This window comes from Psychrobium sp. nBUS_13 (assembly GCF_051201665.1).
Lineage (GTDB): Bacteria > Pseudomonadota > Gammaproteobacteria > Enterobacterales > Psychrobiaceae > Psychrobium.
Genome location: NZ_CP179210.1, coordinates 2,904,686 through 2,921,137, shown reverse-complemented (window position 1 = coordinate 2,921,137; position 16,452 = coordinate 2,904,686). Strand labels below are relative to the sequence as shown.

Genomic DNA, 16,452 nt, shown 5'->3' with positions numbered 1-16,452 from the left:
TTTAGGAGAGTTCGCATGCATGCAGCATTATGGATCAGTAAATCAGGGCTAGACGCACAGCAAACTGATATCGCAACAATTTCAAATAACTTAGCGAATGCTAGTACCGTTGGTTTTAAGAAGTCTCGCGCAGTATTTGAAGATCTACTTTATCAAAACATAAATCAACCAGGCGGTAAGTCATCACAAAATACTGAATTACCAGCAGGCTTAATGCTAGGTGCTGGTACAAAGGTAGTGGCGACACAAAAAGAATTCACCCAAGGTAACATGCTTACTACTGAGAACTCACTGGATATGATGATTGAAGGTGATGGCTTTTTCGAAATTTTAATGCCTGATGGCAATATTGCATATTCTCGAAATGGTCAGTTTATGCTCAACGAAGAAGGGCAAATTGTAACGCCAGGTAGTGGTTACTTACTTCAACCTACAATAACTATTCCGCCAGATTCTCAAAGTATCACCATCTCTTCAGAAGGTGAGGTTTCGGTACGTCAAATAGGCACAGCTGAAAATACAGTTGTTGGTCAATTGACGGTTTCTAATTTTATTAACCCGCAGGGCTTGGAGCCGATGGGACAAAATCTATATACGGAAACTGGCGTGAGCGGTACACCTATTCAAGGTAATCCTGGATTAGATGGCTTAGGTTCAATTCGTCAAGGTGCGCTTGAAACATCAAATGTTAACGTGACAGAAGAGTTGGTAAACCTGATAGAGTCGCAACGTGTTTATGAAATGAACTCCAAAGTCATTTCAGCCGTTGACCAAATGATGAGCTTTGTTACTCAACAGCTTTAATACGCTGTTTTAGAGGAGTGAACCCTATGAAAAAGTTAGCTTGCATAGTCAGCATTATTTTCTTATCTGGTTGCGTTGCAACACAAGATAAGCCGATTGCTGACGATCCTTATTATGCGCCAATTTATCCTGAACAACCGGCCGTAAATATCGTTAAAACAGGCTCGTTATTTGACGCAAATCGATTAGAGAGTTTATACGCTGACGTAAAAGCCCGCCGAGTGGGTGACATTATTGAAGTGGTGCTGAGTGAAAATACGTCGGCCAAAAAGAAAGCCAATAGCAATACTAAGAAAGAAAACAGTGCCAATTTAACGCCAATAACTGGACTCAATGGTGCCAATGTCACGATTGGTGGGAATTCGCTAGCGTTTGGTCTTAATCAAGACTCTGAATTTAAAGGAACAGGAACAAGCGATCAGTCAAACAGTTTGTCTGGATCGATTTCTGTCAATGTTATGCAGGTGCTTGGCAACGGTAATTTAATTGTTCGTGGCGAAAAATGGATAACCATAAACAACGGCGATGAATTTATTAGACTTAACGGGATCATACGCCCACAGGACATTAGCGCCGATAATCAGATAGATTCTATCAAAGTTGCGAACGCGAGAATTCAGTATTCTGGCACTGGCGCATTCGCTGATGCGCAAAAAGCTGGCTGGTTGGCACGATTCTTTAATAGTAGTTGGTGGCCGTTTTAAAAGCGTCAATTTAATGTCAGGAGATGTCGAATGAAAAAGCTTAACTTTATTAATCAGAGCTTGTTGTTATTAGCGTTATGCCTATGTTGCGTAACTAGCGCTAATGCACAGCGAATTAAAGATTTAGCATCTGTTAAGGGGGTTCGTTCGAATCAATTAGTCGGTTATGGACTCGTGGTAGGTTTACCGGGAACAGGTGAACAAAGTCCGTTTACAGACCAAAGCTTTATGACAATGCTTAAGAATTTTGGCATATCTATGCCAGCAGGTATAAAACCTAAAATAAAAAATGTTGCTGCCGTTGCTATTCATGCTGATTTACACGCATTTGCTAAATCTGGGCAGAATATTGACATCACCGTATCATCTATTGGTAGTGCTAAAAGCCTGCGCGGCGGAACCTTATTAAGAACCTTTTTAAAAGGTTTAGACGGAAACGTTTATGCAGTCGCTCAGGGCAGCATGATGGTGTCAGGTTTTAGCGCAGAAGGTGCTGATGGTTCAAAGGTTATTCAGAACACACCAACTGTTGGCCGTATTCCAAATGGTGCTACTGTTGAACGTGAAATTCCAAGCGCCTTTGGCCAAGGCGATTACATAACGTTTAATCTCCATAATCCTGACTTTTCAACTGCGCAAGCGTTTGCTCAAGAAATTAATCGTGCATTAGGTGGCTCTGGCAAACAAACTGGGGCTCCAGCGATTGCTAAAGTATTAGATGCTGCTTCAATCCAAGTAGCCGCTCCTCGCGATATTAGTCAACGTGTCTATTTCTTGGCTCACCTTGAAAACCTTAATGTTAATCCAGCAACTGCTGCAGCAAAGATTATTGTTAACTCTCGCACCGGTACTATCATCATTGGCCAACAGGTTCGTTTGAAGCCTGCAGCAATAACTCACGGTTCACTAACGGTAACTATTGCTGAGACTCCCGTTATTTCACAACCGAATGCACTGGCCGATGGTGAAACCGTCGCTGTTGCTAATTCATTGGTTGACGTCAATCAAGCTGATAGCCGTATGTTTGCGTTTCAACCAGGAACGACGCTTGATGAGTTAGTTCAAGCGGTAAATCTTGTTGGTGCTTCGCCATCTGATTTAATGGCGATATTAGAAGCACTGAAACAAGCTGGCTCACTTCACGGCGAATTAGTCGTTATTTAAGGAGCGGGTCATGGATAATTTTGCACAATCATTGACTCGTCAGTTACCGACGAGTCAATCGAACTATCAAGATATTGCAAGTTTAGATAAATTGCGTAAAGAAGCACAAAGTGACGAAAAAGCGGCGCTTAATAAAGTGGCAAAACAATTTGAAGGTATTTTCATGAAAATGCTTTTAAAGAGTATGCGAGAAGCAAACAAAGCCTTTGAATCTGACTCACCGTTTAACAGCCAGGGAACAGAAACGTATCGCAACATGCATGATGACCAAATGGCCACGGAGTTGAGTGAAAGTGGCAGTTTAGGGCTTGCTGAGCTTATCGTGCAGCAACTAAGCCCGCAAACAAGTGGCGTCACCCCAAGCTCAGTCTTGCGAACAAATAAAACACCGCTAGTAACAAATAATCAATCTGATTTAACAACGTCTGATTCGAGCGCTAGCCAATCCAAGAAACCAGCGCCTAGAGAAGGCGGTTTTAAATCGCAGCAAGATTTTGTTGATCAAATGATGCCTTATGCGCAAAAAGCGGCGAAGTTATTGGGCATTTCTCCACAAACGATGATTGCCCAAGCGGCATTGGAAACTGGTTGGGGTCAAAAAATTGTCGGTAGTGAAAAAGGCGAGTTTAGTTTTAACTTATTTAATATTAAAGCTGATAAACGCTGGCAAGGCGATAAGACCGATGTTTCAACAATAGAATATCGTGACGGCGTTGCCCTTAAAGAAAAAGCGTCGTTTAGACGCTATCAAGATTTTGAACAAAGTTTTAAAGATTTTGGTCAATTCCTCAATAATTCCCCTCGTTATGAAAAAGCCTTAAGTAAAGTTGAAAACTCGGCAAGCTTTTTGCATGAGTTACAGCAGGCAGGTTATGCAACCGATCCAAATTATGCATCGAAGATCATGACCGTTCTAAAACAGGTTTCAAAACTCGCTCCATAACTTATGGAGCAAATCATCGAGAGATTTGAGGAATAGCAAATGGGTGTTGATTTACTTCAGGTTGGTGTCAGTGGACTACTTTCCTCCCAACAGCGTTTGGGTACTACAGGTCACAACATTGCCAACGTTAATACTGATGGCTTTTCACGCCAGACTGTTTTACAAGAAACAAGCAGTCCTGTACGCGCTGGCAATAACTTTGCTGGCACGGGTACACGAGTCTCTCAAATCGAACGTGTTTTCGATCAGTTTCGCTACAACGAAGTGGTATTCAATCAAACCTTAAACTCTGCAGCGCAAACCACTGCCACTAAAATGCAGCGACTAGATGAAACCATGTCCCTAATTGGGAAGAGTATTTCTACCTCGCTTAATGACTTATTTGGGGCAGTTAATTCACTGGTTGATGTACCTGGTGATATAGGCTTGCGTGAGGTGATGCTTTCAAAAGCTGATACGTTATCCAAGAACATGAGTTCGGTGCAAGCTGCACTGAATGGTGAATACAATTCAGTGAATGAAGACTTAGAGTCTTCTGCCACCAACGTGACAGAAATTGCCGAACAACTAGCAGCATTAAACCGCGACATAGTAAAAGCGTCAGCCAATAATTCAACGCCGAGTGATTTATTAGATAAGCGAGATAACTTAATAAAAGAGTTATCAAGTTACACCTCGGTTTCTACTGTTGAAACAAACGATGGCGCGCTCAATGTTTATATTGCCGGTGGGCAAACGTTAGTGACGGGTACCACCAAATTTTCTGTTGGCATCGAAGCGGGCAACCCAGATCCTCGTCAAACTCAATTATTTATTCAGTCACCCTCTGGCGCCAAACAAAGTTTACCTGGTGATAATATCGGCGGCAGCATGGGCGCTTTGATTAAATATCGTGACGGCGTGTTGTCCGACACCATGAACAAGTTAGGCCAGACTGCAATTTCAATTGCTGATTCATTTAACACGGTACAATCACAAGGCATGGACTTAAATGGCCTACAAGGTCAAAACCTGTTTAAAGACATCAATGATACCGAGTCAGCACAGCGCCGTTTTCTTTCCGATTTTGATAACACAGGTACATTATCAGGTGAAGTGGATATTAGCGATATTAATCAGTTATCAAGCGATGATTATCGGCTCGATTTTGACGGCACAAACTATACGATGACCAATCAATCGACTGGCACTTCACAAGTGTTAACACCGGATAACGTTACTGCGCCCGTTGGGAGTAGAACTTATACCACAGGTGATGGTTTTACGTTTAAAGAAACGGGAGGGGTTCCGCAAAATGGCGATAGTTTTATCATTCAGCCGACGCGTTTAGGATCGACTAATCTAGACGTGAACTTAACGCAACCAGAGCAGATTGCGACCTCATCAATCGTTGAAGTGTATGATGATGACGACAATGTTAATACTGCAAAATTAAAAATTACGAGTGTTGATAATACTGCCGCTGCGGGGTTTCCTAGCGCTAGCAATCCTTTATCACTCGAAGTGTATGAAGCACCAGTAGGTACTTTTAATTATCGGGTACTCGATAATGCTGGTAATCCTCAACCGTTATTTGACGAAAATGGTGTTGCTCTTGGTCCTTCATCGACCTACACGACAAGCCCACTGAAATTTCAAACAGCAGGCATGAGCTTTGAGCTTAGCGGCTTGGCTAGCGGTCAAGGTATTAATGCTCCTGAACGCTATGAGATTAGCTATGCCGTTGGTGAAGGTAACAATAAAAATGCGTTGGCAATGGCGAGTCTTGTTGATAAGAAACTGGCTAATCAAGGCCGTTCAACGATGAATGACTTATACGAAGAATCAGTGACTAGCGTTGGCTCTGCGACAGCAACAGCGAATATTGAAGCGAGCGCTGCAAATACATTGTTTAGTCAGGCAGAAGCACGAATGTCTAATACTTCTGGTGTTAATCTAGATGAAGAAGCGTCAGATATGTTGCGTTTTCAACAAGCTTATTCCGCGAGCGCTAGAGTGATCTCTACCGCGAATGAAATTTTTAATACGCTATTACAAGCCGCTCGATAGGAGATAATCATGAGAATATCAACTAACCAATTTTACCATCGTAATACGACGAATATTATTGAGCGTCAATCGAGTGTTAATCAGTCGATTTTAAATATCTCTGAAGGTAAACGTGTTATTACCGCTGGTGATGATGCGGTTGCGACCAACTCGATCTTGAATATTCGCCAAGAGCAGGCATTGCTTAAGCAATATCAAACAAATATCGATTTTGCTGATTCACGAATTAATGTTCAAGAATCAGCAATGAAATCAGCAGAAGATGTGATGTTTCGTATCAAAGATCTTGTTCTGCAAGGAAATAGCGTTAGTAATGATGATGCAGCGCGTCAAGCGATTGCTGATGAGCTAAAAGAGCGAAAAGAAGAATTGTTGTCATTAGCGAATAGTCGCGACGAGTCAGGGAGTTATGTGTTTGGTGGATTCCAAACGAATAATCCTCCGTTTGAAGAGCAAGCAAATAGTGATGTTGTTTATCATGGCGATAATGGACAACGCGAAACGAACATTGGACCTGGAGTCAAAGTTGCGACTAGTGATTCCGGCGACAAAATATTCATGGAAATTGCGAGTAGCACAGGCGATTTTCGTCCTACCTATAATTTAAATGCAGGTATCGATAATATTGATCGCGCTATTTTAACCGATGCTAGTATCAGTGACCGTGCCAATTATGTACCAGTTGGAACGCCTGACGATTATTCAATTAATTTTGCAACAATGGCAAGCGGAGAAATGGGCGTAACAGTGATAGATAGTGCGGGCACGCAGCAATACCCTTTATTACCGCAGCCTGCTGCGCCATATGTTGCAGGTGATACAATTACTTTTAATGGTGTATCTGCAACATTAAAGAATACACCGCAAGATGGCGACTCGATTTCTATTACGCCTGAACCGGATGTTGATATTTTTGGTGTTATTGAAGATGCAATTAGTTGGTTAGAAAGTGGCAATGGGGTTGGGGTTGATGAAGCGCAAAGACAATTAGATGTCGGTCATATTTTAGGTGATATTGATCAAATCCAAATAGAGCTTGGTGGAGTTCGTGCTGAAATAGGCGCAAGGCTTCAAATTACTGAAAGTCAAAATAATCGCCATGAAGACTACAATCTGACGATAGAGAAATCGCGCTCTGCACTTGAAGATCTAGATATGGTTGAAGCCATTTCAGTATTTGAGCAACAAAAGCTATCTTTGCAAGCGGCGCAAACAGCGTTTTCACAAGTCCAAAATATGAACTTGTTAAACTTCTTATAAAGAAAGCATAACGGCAATTAAGCGGCAATGGCGGCAAAAGCTGTCATTATTTAGACACTCAACACAAACTACAGAAATTAAAGGCGGCAACTCGGTCAATATGTTGACAAAGTTGCCGCCTTTTTAGTTTTTTCAATATTACTAATCTATTGGTATTTTTTTAAGTTGCTGTTTTTAATCGTTTATATCGTTTATTTGTAGGTTTTTATAATTTTGGCACGCAGGTTGCTTTTATTGGGTAGCTAGGCAGTACTTTAAATAATTATACCGGCTTGTAGGCATCAATCGTTGATGCAACAGCCATCAACGTGGAGGCTATATTATGGCTCTTACAGTACAAACAAATGTAACGTCGCTAAATGCACAACGTAATTTAGGAACATCAGGCTCAGCACTTTCTACATCAATGCAACGTTTATCTTCTGGTTTACGCATTAATAGTGCAAAAGATGATGCGGCGGGTCTGCAAATATCAAATCGTTTAACGTCACAGATTTCAGGTTTGAATGTAGCTATTCGAAATGCCGGGGATGGTATCTCATTAGCTCAATCTGCTGAGGGTGCTCTACAAGAGTCGACTAATATCCTGCATCGTATGCGTGATTTATCAATTCAAGCAGCAAATGGTTCAAACTCGCCTGAAGATAGACGCGCAATTCAAGAAGAAGTGACGCAACTACAGCAAGAGTTAACACGTATTGCTGAGACAACAACGTTTGGTGATCGCAAATTACTTGATGGCTCATTTGGTACAGAAAGCTTCCAGGTTGGTGCTAAGTCTTTTGAGACCATTAATATGGGCCTCGCAGCCTTTGGCGCTAAAGATATTGGATCTTATGAGACAGATATTGCTGGCGACGGCTCTGTCGGATATGGCGCTGTAGGTGCTGCAAATTCGGTAAATGGTACTTTATCAATCGTAAGTAGTGAAGGTACTGACGCTGGTCTCGGTGCGGCAGGCAACTCTGCTGCTGAATTAGCCACTGCGATTAATGCAAGTGATTCTTCTGCAAAAGCTGATGCTCGTACTGGTGTCGAGTTAGACCTTACTGACTTTGGTACTGGTGGTTCATTAGCGTTTACCCTTGAGGGCTCAAACGGTACGCCAATTCAAGTATCTGCGGCTGTCAGTGCTACTAGCGCTGATCCACTAGCCAATGAAATTAACAAGATTTCAGGTAAGACAGGTATTACTGCTGAAGTCATTGATGACAAAGTTGTGCTTACAAGTGAAAAGGGAGATGACATCAACATTGCTGGTTATGTTGGCACTAAAGATTTAGATATTGAATCTCTTGATTACGAAGGTGCTGGTACTGGTGATACGTTCACTATCAATAACGCAGCGCCTGCAGGCACTGCGACAGGTGTTGTACGCTTGTCTTCTCCGATTAACTATACAGTTCAAGGTAGTGATGTATCAGTTGCTGCGACAACAGTAAAATCAGCTCAACTTGAATCGGTAGATAATATTGACGTAAGTAAAGCAATTGGCGCACAGTTATCTATTTCTGTTATCGATAACGCACTGGCCTTCATCGATAGTAACCGTGCTATGATGGGTGCGATTCAAAACCGTTTAGATACTACTATCTCTAATTTATCGAATGTTGTAGAGAATAACTCTGCCGCGCGTAGCCGAATTCGCGATACAGATTTTGCTGTAGAAACAGCAATGATGACGAAAAACCAAATCTTGCAACAAGCAGGTACATCAATCTTGTCGCAAGCGAATCAAATCCCTCAAGCAGCGGTACAATTATTGGGTGGTTAGACAAACACTTTGTATTAATACTGCTAGCGCAAACAAAAAGCCCACTCTGGTGGGCTTTTTGTTGTTTTATTTTTATAAAAATAGCGGCATAATATTGCCACTTAAAAAATAATAAATTTAATTTTGATTTAAAATCAATGGCTTAAAATTAATTACGTTTTTTTTAAAATAAATATTAAAGAACCTCCTATTGCCGCCGTTAAGTAATTATCAAGGGAACACACCCTTACATACTTTAACCAAGTTAATAACTTTAGCATTAAGCTAAATAGGAGAATCATCATGGCTTTATTCGTATCTACTAACACTGCTTCATTGAATGGTCAAAACAACCTAAATAAGTCTACTATGGGCTTACAAACTTCAATGCAACGTTTATCATCTGGTATGCGTATCAACAGCGCAAAAGATGATGCGGCAGGTTTACAAATTTCAAACCGTTTAACTTCACAGATTAATGGTTTAGGTGTTGCTCAACGTAATGCTCAAGATGGTATCTCAATGGCACAAACTGCTGAGGGTGCGCTACAAGAGTCTACTAATATCTTACAACGTATGCGTGATTTATCAGTTCAGTCTGCCAATGGTTCAAACTCAGTCGAAGACAGAACGTCAATTAATAAAGAAATAATAGCGCTGCAAACTGAGTTGACACGTATTTCTGACAAAACATCGTTTGGCGATAGAGCATTATTAAGTGGTAGTTTCTCTGCGGGTGTAACATTTCAAGTAGGTGCTAAAGCCAATGAAACTATTACAGTTAAAATGGGAGATTTAGATGCAGCTGCTTTATCTGTGGATGCAGCGGTACTAAATGTAACAACTCAAACTGGCGCACAGTCAGCGATTACAAGCATTGATAAGGCAATCGCCAAAGTTGATTCAACTCGTGCTGATCTGGGTGCTGTTCAAAACCGTTTTGAGCATACAATTTCTAATCTAGCGAATGTACAAGAAAACGTTGCTGCTTCTCGTAGCCGTATTCGTGATACAGATTTCGCTACAGAAACAGCAGCAATGACTAAAAATCAAATTTTACAACAAGCGGGAACTTCGATTCTTGCGCAGGCAAACCAGTTACCACAAGCGGCATTAAGCTTGTTAGGTTAATGGTTGAAGGCGAGCCTACCTTTAGGTAGGCTTTCTCCATTACTTCATTTGATATATGGAGAAACCTCCAAATAACCGTTGCCTGATTTTCAGCAACGGTGTTTTTGTATGTAGAAGTTGTTAATATAGAGTAACTTTAATTCCATGTGGGATATTGCAATTGACACAGGAAGTAGTGCCAAAAATTTATCTGAGCAATATAAGGGGAAAGAGAAATGAATATTGATTCATCTACAATTGGACACCAATTGTCAACACTGCATTCAGCTGAGCAAACTAAAGTTGACAAAAATGCTCAGGTTAACGGCAATACTGTTGTGACTAGTTATCAGAAGACTGAAGAGTTAGTTAATTCTGATATTGTTGATACTGACAATAAGAAAATTAATAGCACTCAGTTTACTGAAGATATTCCTAAAGAACAGCTTGAAGTATTGGCTGAAAAATTGCAGGAATTTGTTGGTAGTCTCAATAAGGGACTACAGTTTAGTGTTGATGAAGATTCTGGTCGTGATGTGATCAAAGTCATTGACCGTGAAACTGAAGAGATCGTGCGCCAGTACCCATCTGAAGAGGTATTGGAACTTGTTGCAAAACTGTCAGATGCCGCTGGTAATTTTATTAATTCACAAGCTTAGCTGGTTGTTTATCATTTCGAATTCTAATGGAGTTGTATTATGTCAGGTATTTCATTCACAGGAATAGGATCAGGCCTCCCCGTTAACGATATTGTTAATGGCTTAGTCGATGCAGAAAAGGCGCCATTTGAACAACGTACGAATGTCCAACGCACTAACCTAGATACATCTATCTCTGCTGTTGGAGCGCTAAAAAGTGAACTTGATAAATTACAGTCATCACTGGAAAATTTGACATCTTCTGATAACTTTCAAAAGCGCAGTATATCTGGTGGTGATGACTTTATCGATGTGACGTCTGATAAGACAGCTCAAACAGGTAGTTTTGATATACAAGTTAATAATTTGGCTGCCGCACATAAAGTTATTAGTTCAACGTTTACTAACGAAGAAACATTAGGTGCAGGAACTATTTCAATGGCGACTTCAGATGGTAATTCAACTTTTGATGTTGATATTTCTGATACTGATACTCTGAAAGACATTAGAGATAAGATAAATAACGCAGATGATAACGATTCTACAACAGCCACTATAATTACTGATGCTGACGGTGCACAAAGACTAGTTATGAGTGCTAAAGAAACTGGTATTGATAACGCGTTAAAAATTAGTGTCTCTGGTGCCTCAGGCCGTTTAGCTGAACTAGATAAAGATAATGCTGACCCTGCAACAAAGTTGACAGAATTAACGCAAGCAAGAGACGCGTCAATTACGGTAGATGGTACTATTAATCTTACTAGCTCTACCAATGAATTTAAAAACGCTATCCAAGGCGTTACCATAGATGTGAAAAAAGCACATGACGTTGATGATGATACTTCATCAATAGCTGTGTCAGAAAATAATAATATTATTAAAGACACATTAACGAAATTTGTGGCTGCTTATAATGCTTATAACGACATTGCTGATGAGATAGGTAAATCTGGTGGAGAAGGTGAAACTGGAGGAATTCTGTCAGGTGATTCTATGTTACGTAGTTTGAATTCTGGATTGCGTAATTTTATTAGTTCTCCGTATGATACGTCTGATGGTGGAACTTTGACACTGGGACAACTCGGTGTAACAACTGATCGTTATGGTGAACTTTCTTTCGATGATGATTTACTTAATGAACAATTAGAACGTGATCCTGATGCTGTGCAATCATTCTTTTTAGGAAGTGATGCCAACCCTGGCTTCGCCGTGAAGTTTGACCAGAGACTAGAGTCATATACTCAAAGTGATGGTTTATTAGATGGCCGTGTTGATTCGTACAATAATCAATTAAAAGATTTAGATGAAAGTGTTGAAGATTTTAATACAAAAATGGATCGTCTGGAAGCAAGGTTATTTTCACAATATAATGCAATGGATTCGCTTGTTGCTGGGTTGAATGCCTCAAGTAGTGGTGCATTAGCTCAATTACAAAATGTACCGAACTACGGAAATAATCGGTAGTTAAACGTTTTAATTTGTCATAAAAAACGGCATTTTACCGTTTTTTATGATTGAAACCCTATCGTTAAATCGACTTATATAGTTGAGTTGCCTTTGTGTTTTTCTTTTGTGTAAGTATCTGTTTTGACATTAAAGTCTTCAAGTGTTCAGCATGTTGTGTCAATTGCTTGTCAATACTTTGAAACTCATCGAGTAAACTTGGATGTTGAGAAAGTGCGGCACCAGAAAAGTTAAGAAACAAGTTATTAATTGCAACATTTCGCTCTTGGCTAAGTTGCTCAATAGCTTTAATCTCATCGGAATCACAAATTGGGCGCTCTAGTTTATCGAGCATAGTTATCATGAGTTGAGACTGTTCTATGATTTTTCTGATAGTTTGTTCAACACACATATTATTTCGTAAATCCTGTTTTATTACGCTCCTCAGTAGGGATTTGATCCCAAGCAGATTTTAACGGTAATAAAATTTGAATCGCTTCCTCTAATTTCTCTGCACTATTTTCGATATTTGCTTTAAATAATAAAAGTGAACAATACTCATAAAGAGAAGCTAAATTATTTGATAGGTCGCCGCCTAGTTCAAAGTCCAGTGAATCTTGAAGAACTGCGATAAGCGACGTTGCTTTATTAATCAACGTATTTCTTCTTTCAATATCATTTTGTGCAATTGCACCTTTTGCTGCTGCCATGTTACCCAATAATTGGCGAAAAATAGCAGATACCAGTTGATGCGGAGTATCCGCTGTGCCGGTTACGCTATTTTGAGTATATGTTTTTATTGAATGTCTTGTCATGGATATACCTGATAATATAAAACTAAATTATAATAGCGTAGTTGCTACGCTAACAAAAATCATATTTTTGTTAAGCAGATATTGTGCCACTTTATAGATTTGGCTTAATAATTGCTATAACGATTTAATGTCGTAATATTTAATGGACCTTTTATGCACCACGATAACTTTCAAGAAACGCTAGTTGCTACAAACTTTGGAGAGCAATATTTATATTCAGTAAATGGTGACTCATTTCTCCAACAGCACTCTAGTGATATTTATCGTCGGCATATATCTGCAGATTTTTTTGAAACTGAGAGTTATCACATTGTTATTGGGACTGATTCAGGATTATTAATACAATACTTAATAGAGCATGGTATCCCTGAGAAATCTTGCTACTTATTTATCGAGCTTGAGCAATATCTTCCATTAATTAAGCCAGATCTACCTTTGGAGTTGGAACAAAAGTTAAAATTTTGCACACCTCAAGAGTTTTTAAATGGATACGATGAGCAATATAGGGAATCTTATTTATATGTTGAACGGTTTAAAACACATCGTTCTATTGCAGTAACTGAAGTCAATAATACGGCTTATAATAACGCTAGAATGGACGTCGAAGCTTTGTGTGACAAATTGAAATTAGATAATAAGTTAGGGTTTGGTTGCCGCGATTTTATTATTAAACAGCTTAATAATTCTTCATATAACGTGATTAGTAGTCATCGATTACACAAAAGGTTTTCTGGGCAAACTGCCATTATTTTGGCGGGAGGGCCATCGTTAGATCTTGATTTAGAGTGGGTAAAAGAAAATCAAGACCGATTAACAGTCATTGCTGTTGCTCGACTTTCTACAAAGTTACAAAGCGAAGGCATTAAACCCGATATCGTAGTTTCTGTCGATCCCTCGCAAGCTAGTTATAATAACAGTAAAGAGTTGTTAGATTTTGACTCTTCAACACTTTTAGTCAACGGTAACCACATTAATAGTCAGTTGTTATCACAATGGCGACATAAATCTATTTATGTGGGAAATTTATTGCCTTGGGAAACTTCGTTAAATGACGATTGTTCCTTTGCCGGTGGGCCTACTGTTTCAAATATTGCATTATTACTAGCCGTTAATATGGGATTTGCACAAATTTTATTATCTGGCGTAGATTTGTGTTTCGATTCCACTGGAAAATCTCATACAAGTGGTAGTGTTGAAGCTGATAACTCTGCCTACATATCTCTTCAAGGCCAGTGGGTTAAAACTTATAAGGGAGATTGGGCTGAAACGACTAATAACTTTTCTATAGCAATTGAAACAATAGCTGGTCAAGCGAAATATGCACTTGATAACAATGTCCAAGTTTATAACCTGTCTTTTACAGCAGCTCAGGTTGAAAATATTAGTTATCGTGATAAACAAGATATTGTTTTTCCCTGCTCTAAAATGGATGTTTTAGCAGAGCTTCCTAAACTAACAACCAATCTTCAGCGCCAGTATTTAAATACGTTAAAGCGTGAGTTTGAACGCGTAGATAGTGATTTAAATACAATTAAAAAGCTTTCTCGTCAAGCAATTGAAGCGAATATCGTATTAAGCAGTTCTGCTCAAACAGATAAAAAACGTATGCAGGCTTCAAAGAAAATACAACAAGTTGAAGATAAATTGTCGAAAAAATATGGCTATTTAGCGCCATTAATTAAAAAGGTCGCTATTAGTGAATTCGTAAAAATGTTGGCACTGGAAGGTGTTGAACAAGCTTCATCTGACGAAGTTACAGAACTGACTAATCAGTATTATCAAAGTTTTATTACTGGCTCAGAGTTATTGCATGAATTGTTAGAACCTGCAGTAACTCGATTAAACTGGAGAATGAATGCTCTAGGTAATAATCCCAATATTGATGGATTAATTGAATATTGGAATAAAAACCAAGAGTTTGGTGCTCTGTCTACTTGGGTATCAAATAACCTTGAAGGGAAAGAGGAAGGCGATCGCTTACAAGAACTAGTTGAAAGAGAAGAGCTGAAAAAGTACCAGTATCACGTCGCAATAGATGAAATATCTAGACGTGATATGTTTCAAGAAAGTGAGTTGCTGACTAAAATTAGAACAGTTTTTACTGATGGGCATGTGCAGGGGATTGAGCAAATTATAATTCAACTAGAGTTAATGAAAGTGCAAAGTGAAAATCATGCATCTTTATTGGCCTTAGCTAAAGCTTATTTGAGTGTATTAGTAGGTGAGAAAAAAGCTGCCATTGAAAGTTTTGATTTGGTGTCTTCTGAGATATTAAGTGAAATAGAATATAAGCTTGCCGCCTCACTCCTGATCGATATGGAACGTTACGAAGAGGCTGAAATGGTATTATCTACATTGAGTCATTTGTTAATGGTACATTTGCCTTTATTTGCCAAAATATTAAGCATCAACGGAAAAATTGAACAAGCAGTTGATGCTTACGCCCAGTTTTTAGAGGCCTTCCCAAATCATGTAAATGTTTGGTATGACTTAGCGACATTGTATTTGTCTATTAACAATCATGAAGCGGCAAAAATGGCGTTGGATTTTATATTACAATTAGAACCTAATCATGAGTCTGCTAGTCTTCTTATCAGTGAAATAAATAATGTGTAAAAAAATTAAAATATTGGCGCTAACGTCAATTCGGGCCGAGTATGATTTATTGTCTCCTCTATATCATATGCTTCGAGATGACAATGAAATTGAGTTTAAAGTTTTAGTATCCGGTGCACACTTATCTTCTCGTTTCGGGTTAACTAAAAAACACATCGAAGCGGATGGACTAGATTTTTTAGCTGAGCTAGAGACATTAATTGATGGTGACTCTACTCGTTCAAAATTAAAGACGGCGAGTTTATTTTTACAAAATAGTATAGATATCGTTGCTTCTTATGCTCCTGATGTCATATTGTTTGCTGGTGATCGTGAAGATGTAATAATGGGTGGAATGCTTGGAACTTTTTTAAAGATCCCTACAATTCATTTTTACGGTGGTGATCATGAAACTGGTGGGCATGAAGATACAGTTATTCGTCATGCCACATCAAAACTAGCGACATACCATTTTGTTTGTCATAAGGAGCATAAACGTCGGCTGCAAGCGATTGGTGAATCTGAAGACCGCATTAGTATTATTGGTAGTATTGCGTTAGATAAATTTCAAAACTTTGAAGCAAGCTCTAAGTCAGAAGTTGCATCAAAATTATCTATTTCTCCTTATGAGCGCTGTGCATTAGTTATATATCACCCTTCGCCATCCTCTTCAGAAGATGATTCTATTGTATTTGATAGTATTTTGAGTGAATTAGCTCAGCGCAATATTTTTTCTTTTGTCAGTTTTCCAAACACTGATGGTAATAATTCTAAAATCATTTCAGTGATCGAAAAATACCAAGGAGATTCAAAGTTTTATTTTTTTAGAAACTTAGAGCGACAATTATTTTTATCTATTTTCTCGCAGTGCGACTTCCTCATTGGTAATTCATCAGCCGGCATTTACGAAGCAGCTTCAATTCCGGTTGCTGCTATTAATGTAGGGCGACGTCAAACTGACAGAATGTGTAATGACAATGTATTATTCTGTGGTACAGAGACAAATGATATTGCAAAAGCAATAGAGAAAGTTGGTTCACAAGAGTTCTCCCAAATTGTCGCTCAGCAGTCTAATATTTTTGGATTAGGTGATAGCGCTGATAGAGCGCTGCATTTAATTAAGACTCTTTCATTGAGCGAAAAAGTCGTTAAAAACGAAGATCCGTTACTTTAG

Annotated in this window: 14 protein-coding genes; 12 read left to right on the top strand and 2 right to left on the bottom strand. The window is 39.1% G+C overall.

From position 1 onward, the window contains the following. Positions 1-15: 15 nt before the first annotated feature. The 10 genes from flgG (at position 16) to fliD (ending at position 11,889) form a co-directional block, all read left to right on the top strand. Positions 16-804: a flagellar basal-body rod protein FlgG gene (gene flgG, locus ACMAZF_RS13410; protein WP_435274304.1), complete on the top strand. Its 789-nt coding sequence runs from the start codon at positions 16-18 to the stop codon at positions 802-804. A gap of 26 nt (positions 805-830) precedes the next feature. Beyond that, on the top strand, positions 831-1,508 hold the full coding sequence (gene flgH / locus ACMAZF_RS13405; protein WP_435274303.1) for a flagellar basal body L-ring protein FlgH: 678 nt from the start codon (positions 831-833) through the stop codon (positions 1,506-1,508). 30 nt (positions 1,509-1,538) lie between these two features. Next, on the top strand, positions 1,539-2,672 hold the full coding sequence (locus tag ACMAZF_RS13400) for a flagellar basal body P-ring protein FlgI (RefSeq protein ID WP_435274302.1): 1,134 nt from the start codon (positions 1,539-1,541) through the stop codon (positions 2,670-2,672). Between the two features lie 10 nt (positions 2,673-2,682). Continuing rightward, the gene (gene flgJ, locus ACMAZF_RS13395; RefSeq protein WP_435274301.1) at positions 2,683-3,615 is read left to right on the top strand and encodes a flagellar assembly peptidoglycan hydrolase FlgJ; all 933 of its coding nucleotides are present in this window, start codon (positions 2,683-2,685) and stop codon (positions 3,613-3,615) included. 39 nt (positions 3,616-3,654) lie between these two features. Beyond that, positions 3,655-5,664, top strand: a complete 2,010-nt coding sequence (gene flgK, locus ACMAZF_RS13390) for a flagellar hook-associated protein FlgK (protein WP_435274300.1) — start codon at positions 3,655-3,657, stop codon at positions 5,662-5,664. 9 nt (positions 5,665-5,673) lie between these two features. Beyond that, positions 5,674-6,924: a flagellar hook-associated protein FlgL gene (gene flgL / locus ACMAZF_RS13385; protein ID WP_435274299.1), complete on the top strand. Its 1,251-nt coding sequence runs from the start codon at positions 5,674-5,676 to the stop codon at positions 6,922-6,924. A gap of 322 nt (positions 6,925-7,246) precedes the next feature. Further along, positions 7,247-8,698: a flagellin gene (locus tag ACMAZF_RS13380; RefSeq protein WP_435274298.1), complete on the top strand. Its 1,452-nt coding sequence runs from the start codon at positions 7,247-7,249 to the stop codon at positions 8,696-8,698. 282 nt (positions 8,699-8,980) lie between these two features. After that, complete coding sequence (locus tag ACMAZF_RS13375; protein WP_435274297.1) at positions 8,981-9,808, top strand: flagellin domain-containing protein; 828 nt, start codon at positions 8,981-8,983, stop codon at positions 9,806-9,808. Between the two features lie 215 nt (positions 9,809-10,023). Continuing rightward, positions 10,024-10,446, top strand: a complete 423-nt coding sequence (locus tag ACMAZF_RS13370; protein WP_435274296.1) for a flagellar protein FlaG — start codon at positions 10,024-10,026, stop codon at positions 10,444-10,446. Between the two features lie 39 nt (positions 10,447-10,485). Beyond that, complete coding sequence (gene fliD / locus ACMAZF_RS13365; RefSeq protein ID WP_435274295.1) at positions 10,486-11,889, top strand: flagellar filament capping protein FliD; 1,404 nt, start codon at positions 10,486-10,488, stop codon at positions 11,887-11,889. A gap of 64 nt (positions 11,890-11,953) precedes the next feature. On the opposite strand, the gene ACMAZF_RS13360 is transcribed toward fliD, so the two are convergent. Both ACMAZF_RS13360 and fliS read right to left on the bottom strand, forming a co-directional pair. After that, on the bottom strand, positions 11,954-12,232 hold the full coding sequence (locus ACMAZF_RS13360) for a hypothetical protein (protein WP_435274294.1): 279 nt from the start codon (positions 12,230-12,232) through the stop codon (positions 11,954-11,956). Positions 12,233-12,281: 49 nt separating this feature from the next. Further along, a complete protein-coding gene (gene fliS / locus ACMAZF_RS13355) occupies positions 12,282-12,683 on the bottom strand; it encodes a flagellar export chaperone FliS (RefSeq protein ID WP_435274293.1) in 402 nt (133 codons plus the stop codon). Positions 12,684-12,836: 153 nt separating this feature from the next. Here fliS and ACMAZF_RS13350 point away from each other — a divergent pair, with 153 nt between their 5' ends. Together ACMAZF_RS13350 and neuC are read left to right on the top strand one after the other, a co-directional pair. Then, on the top strand, positions 12,837-15,299 hold the full coding sequence (locus ACMAZF_RS13350; RefSeq protein WP_435274292.1) for a 6-hydroxymethylpterin diphosphokinase MptE-like protein: 2,463 nt from the start codon (positions 12,837-12,839) through the stop codon (positions 15,297-15,299). Then, a complete protein-coding gene (neuC, locus tag ACMAZF_RS13345) occupies positions 15,292-16,452 on the top strand; it encodes a UDP-N-acetylglucosamine 2-epimerase (RefSeq protein ID WP_435274291.1) in 1,161 nt (386 codons plus the stop codon). Before ACMAZF_RS13350 ends, neuC begins: the two co-directional genes overlap by 8 nt.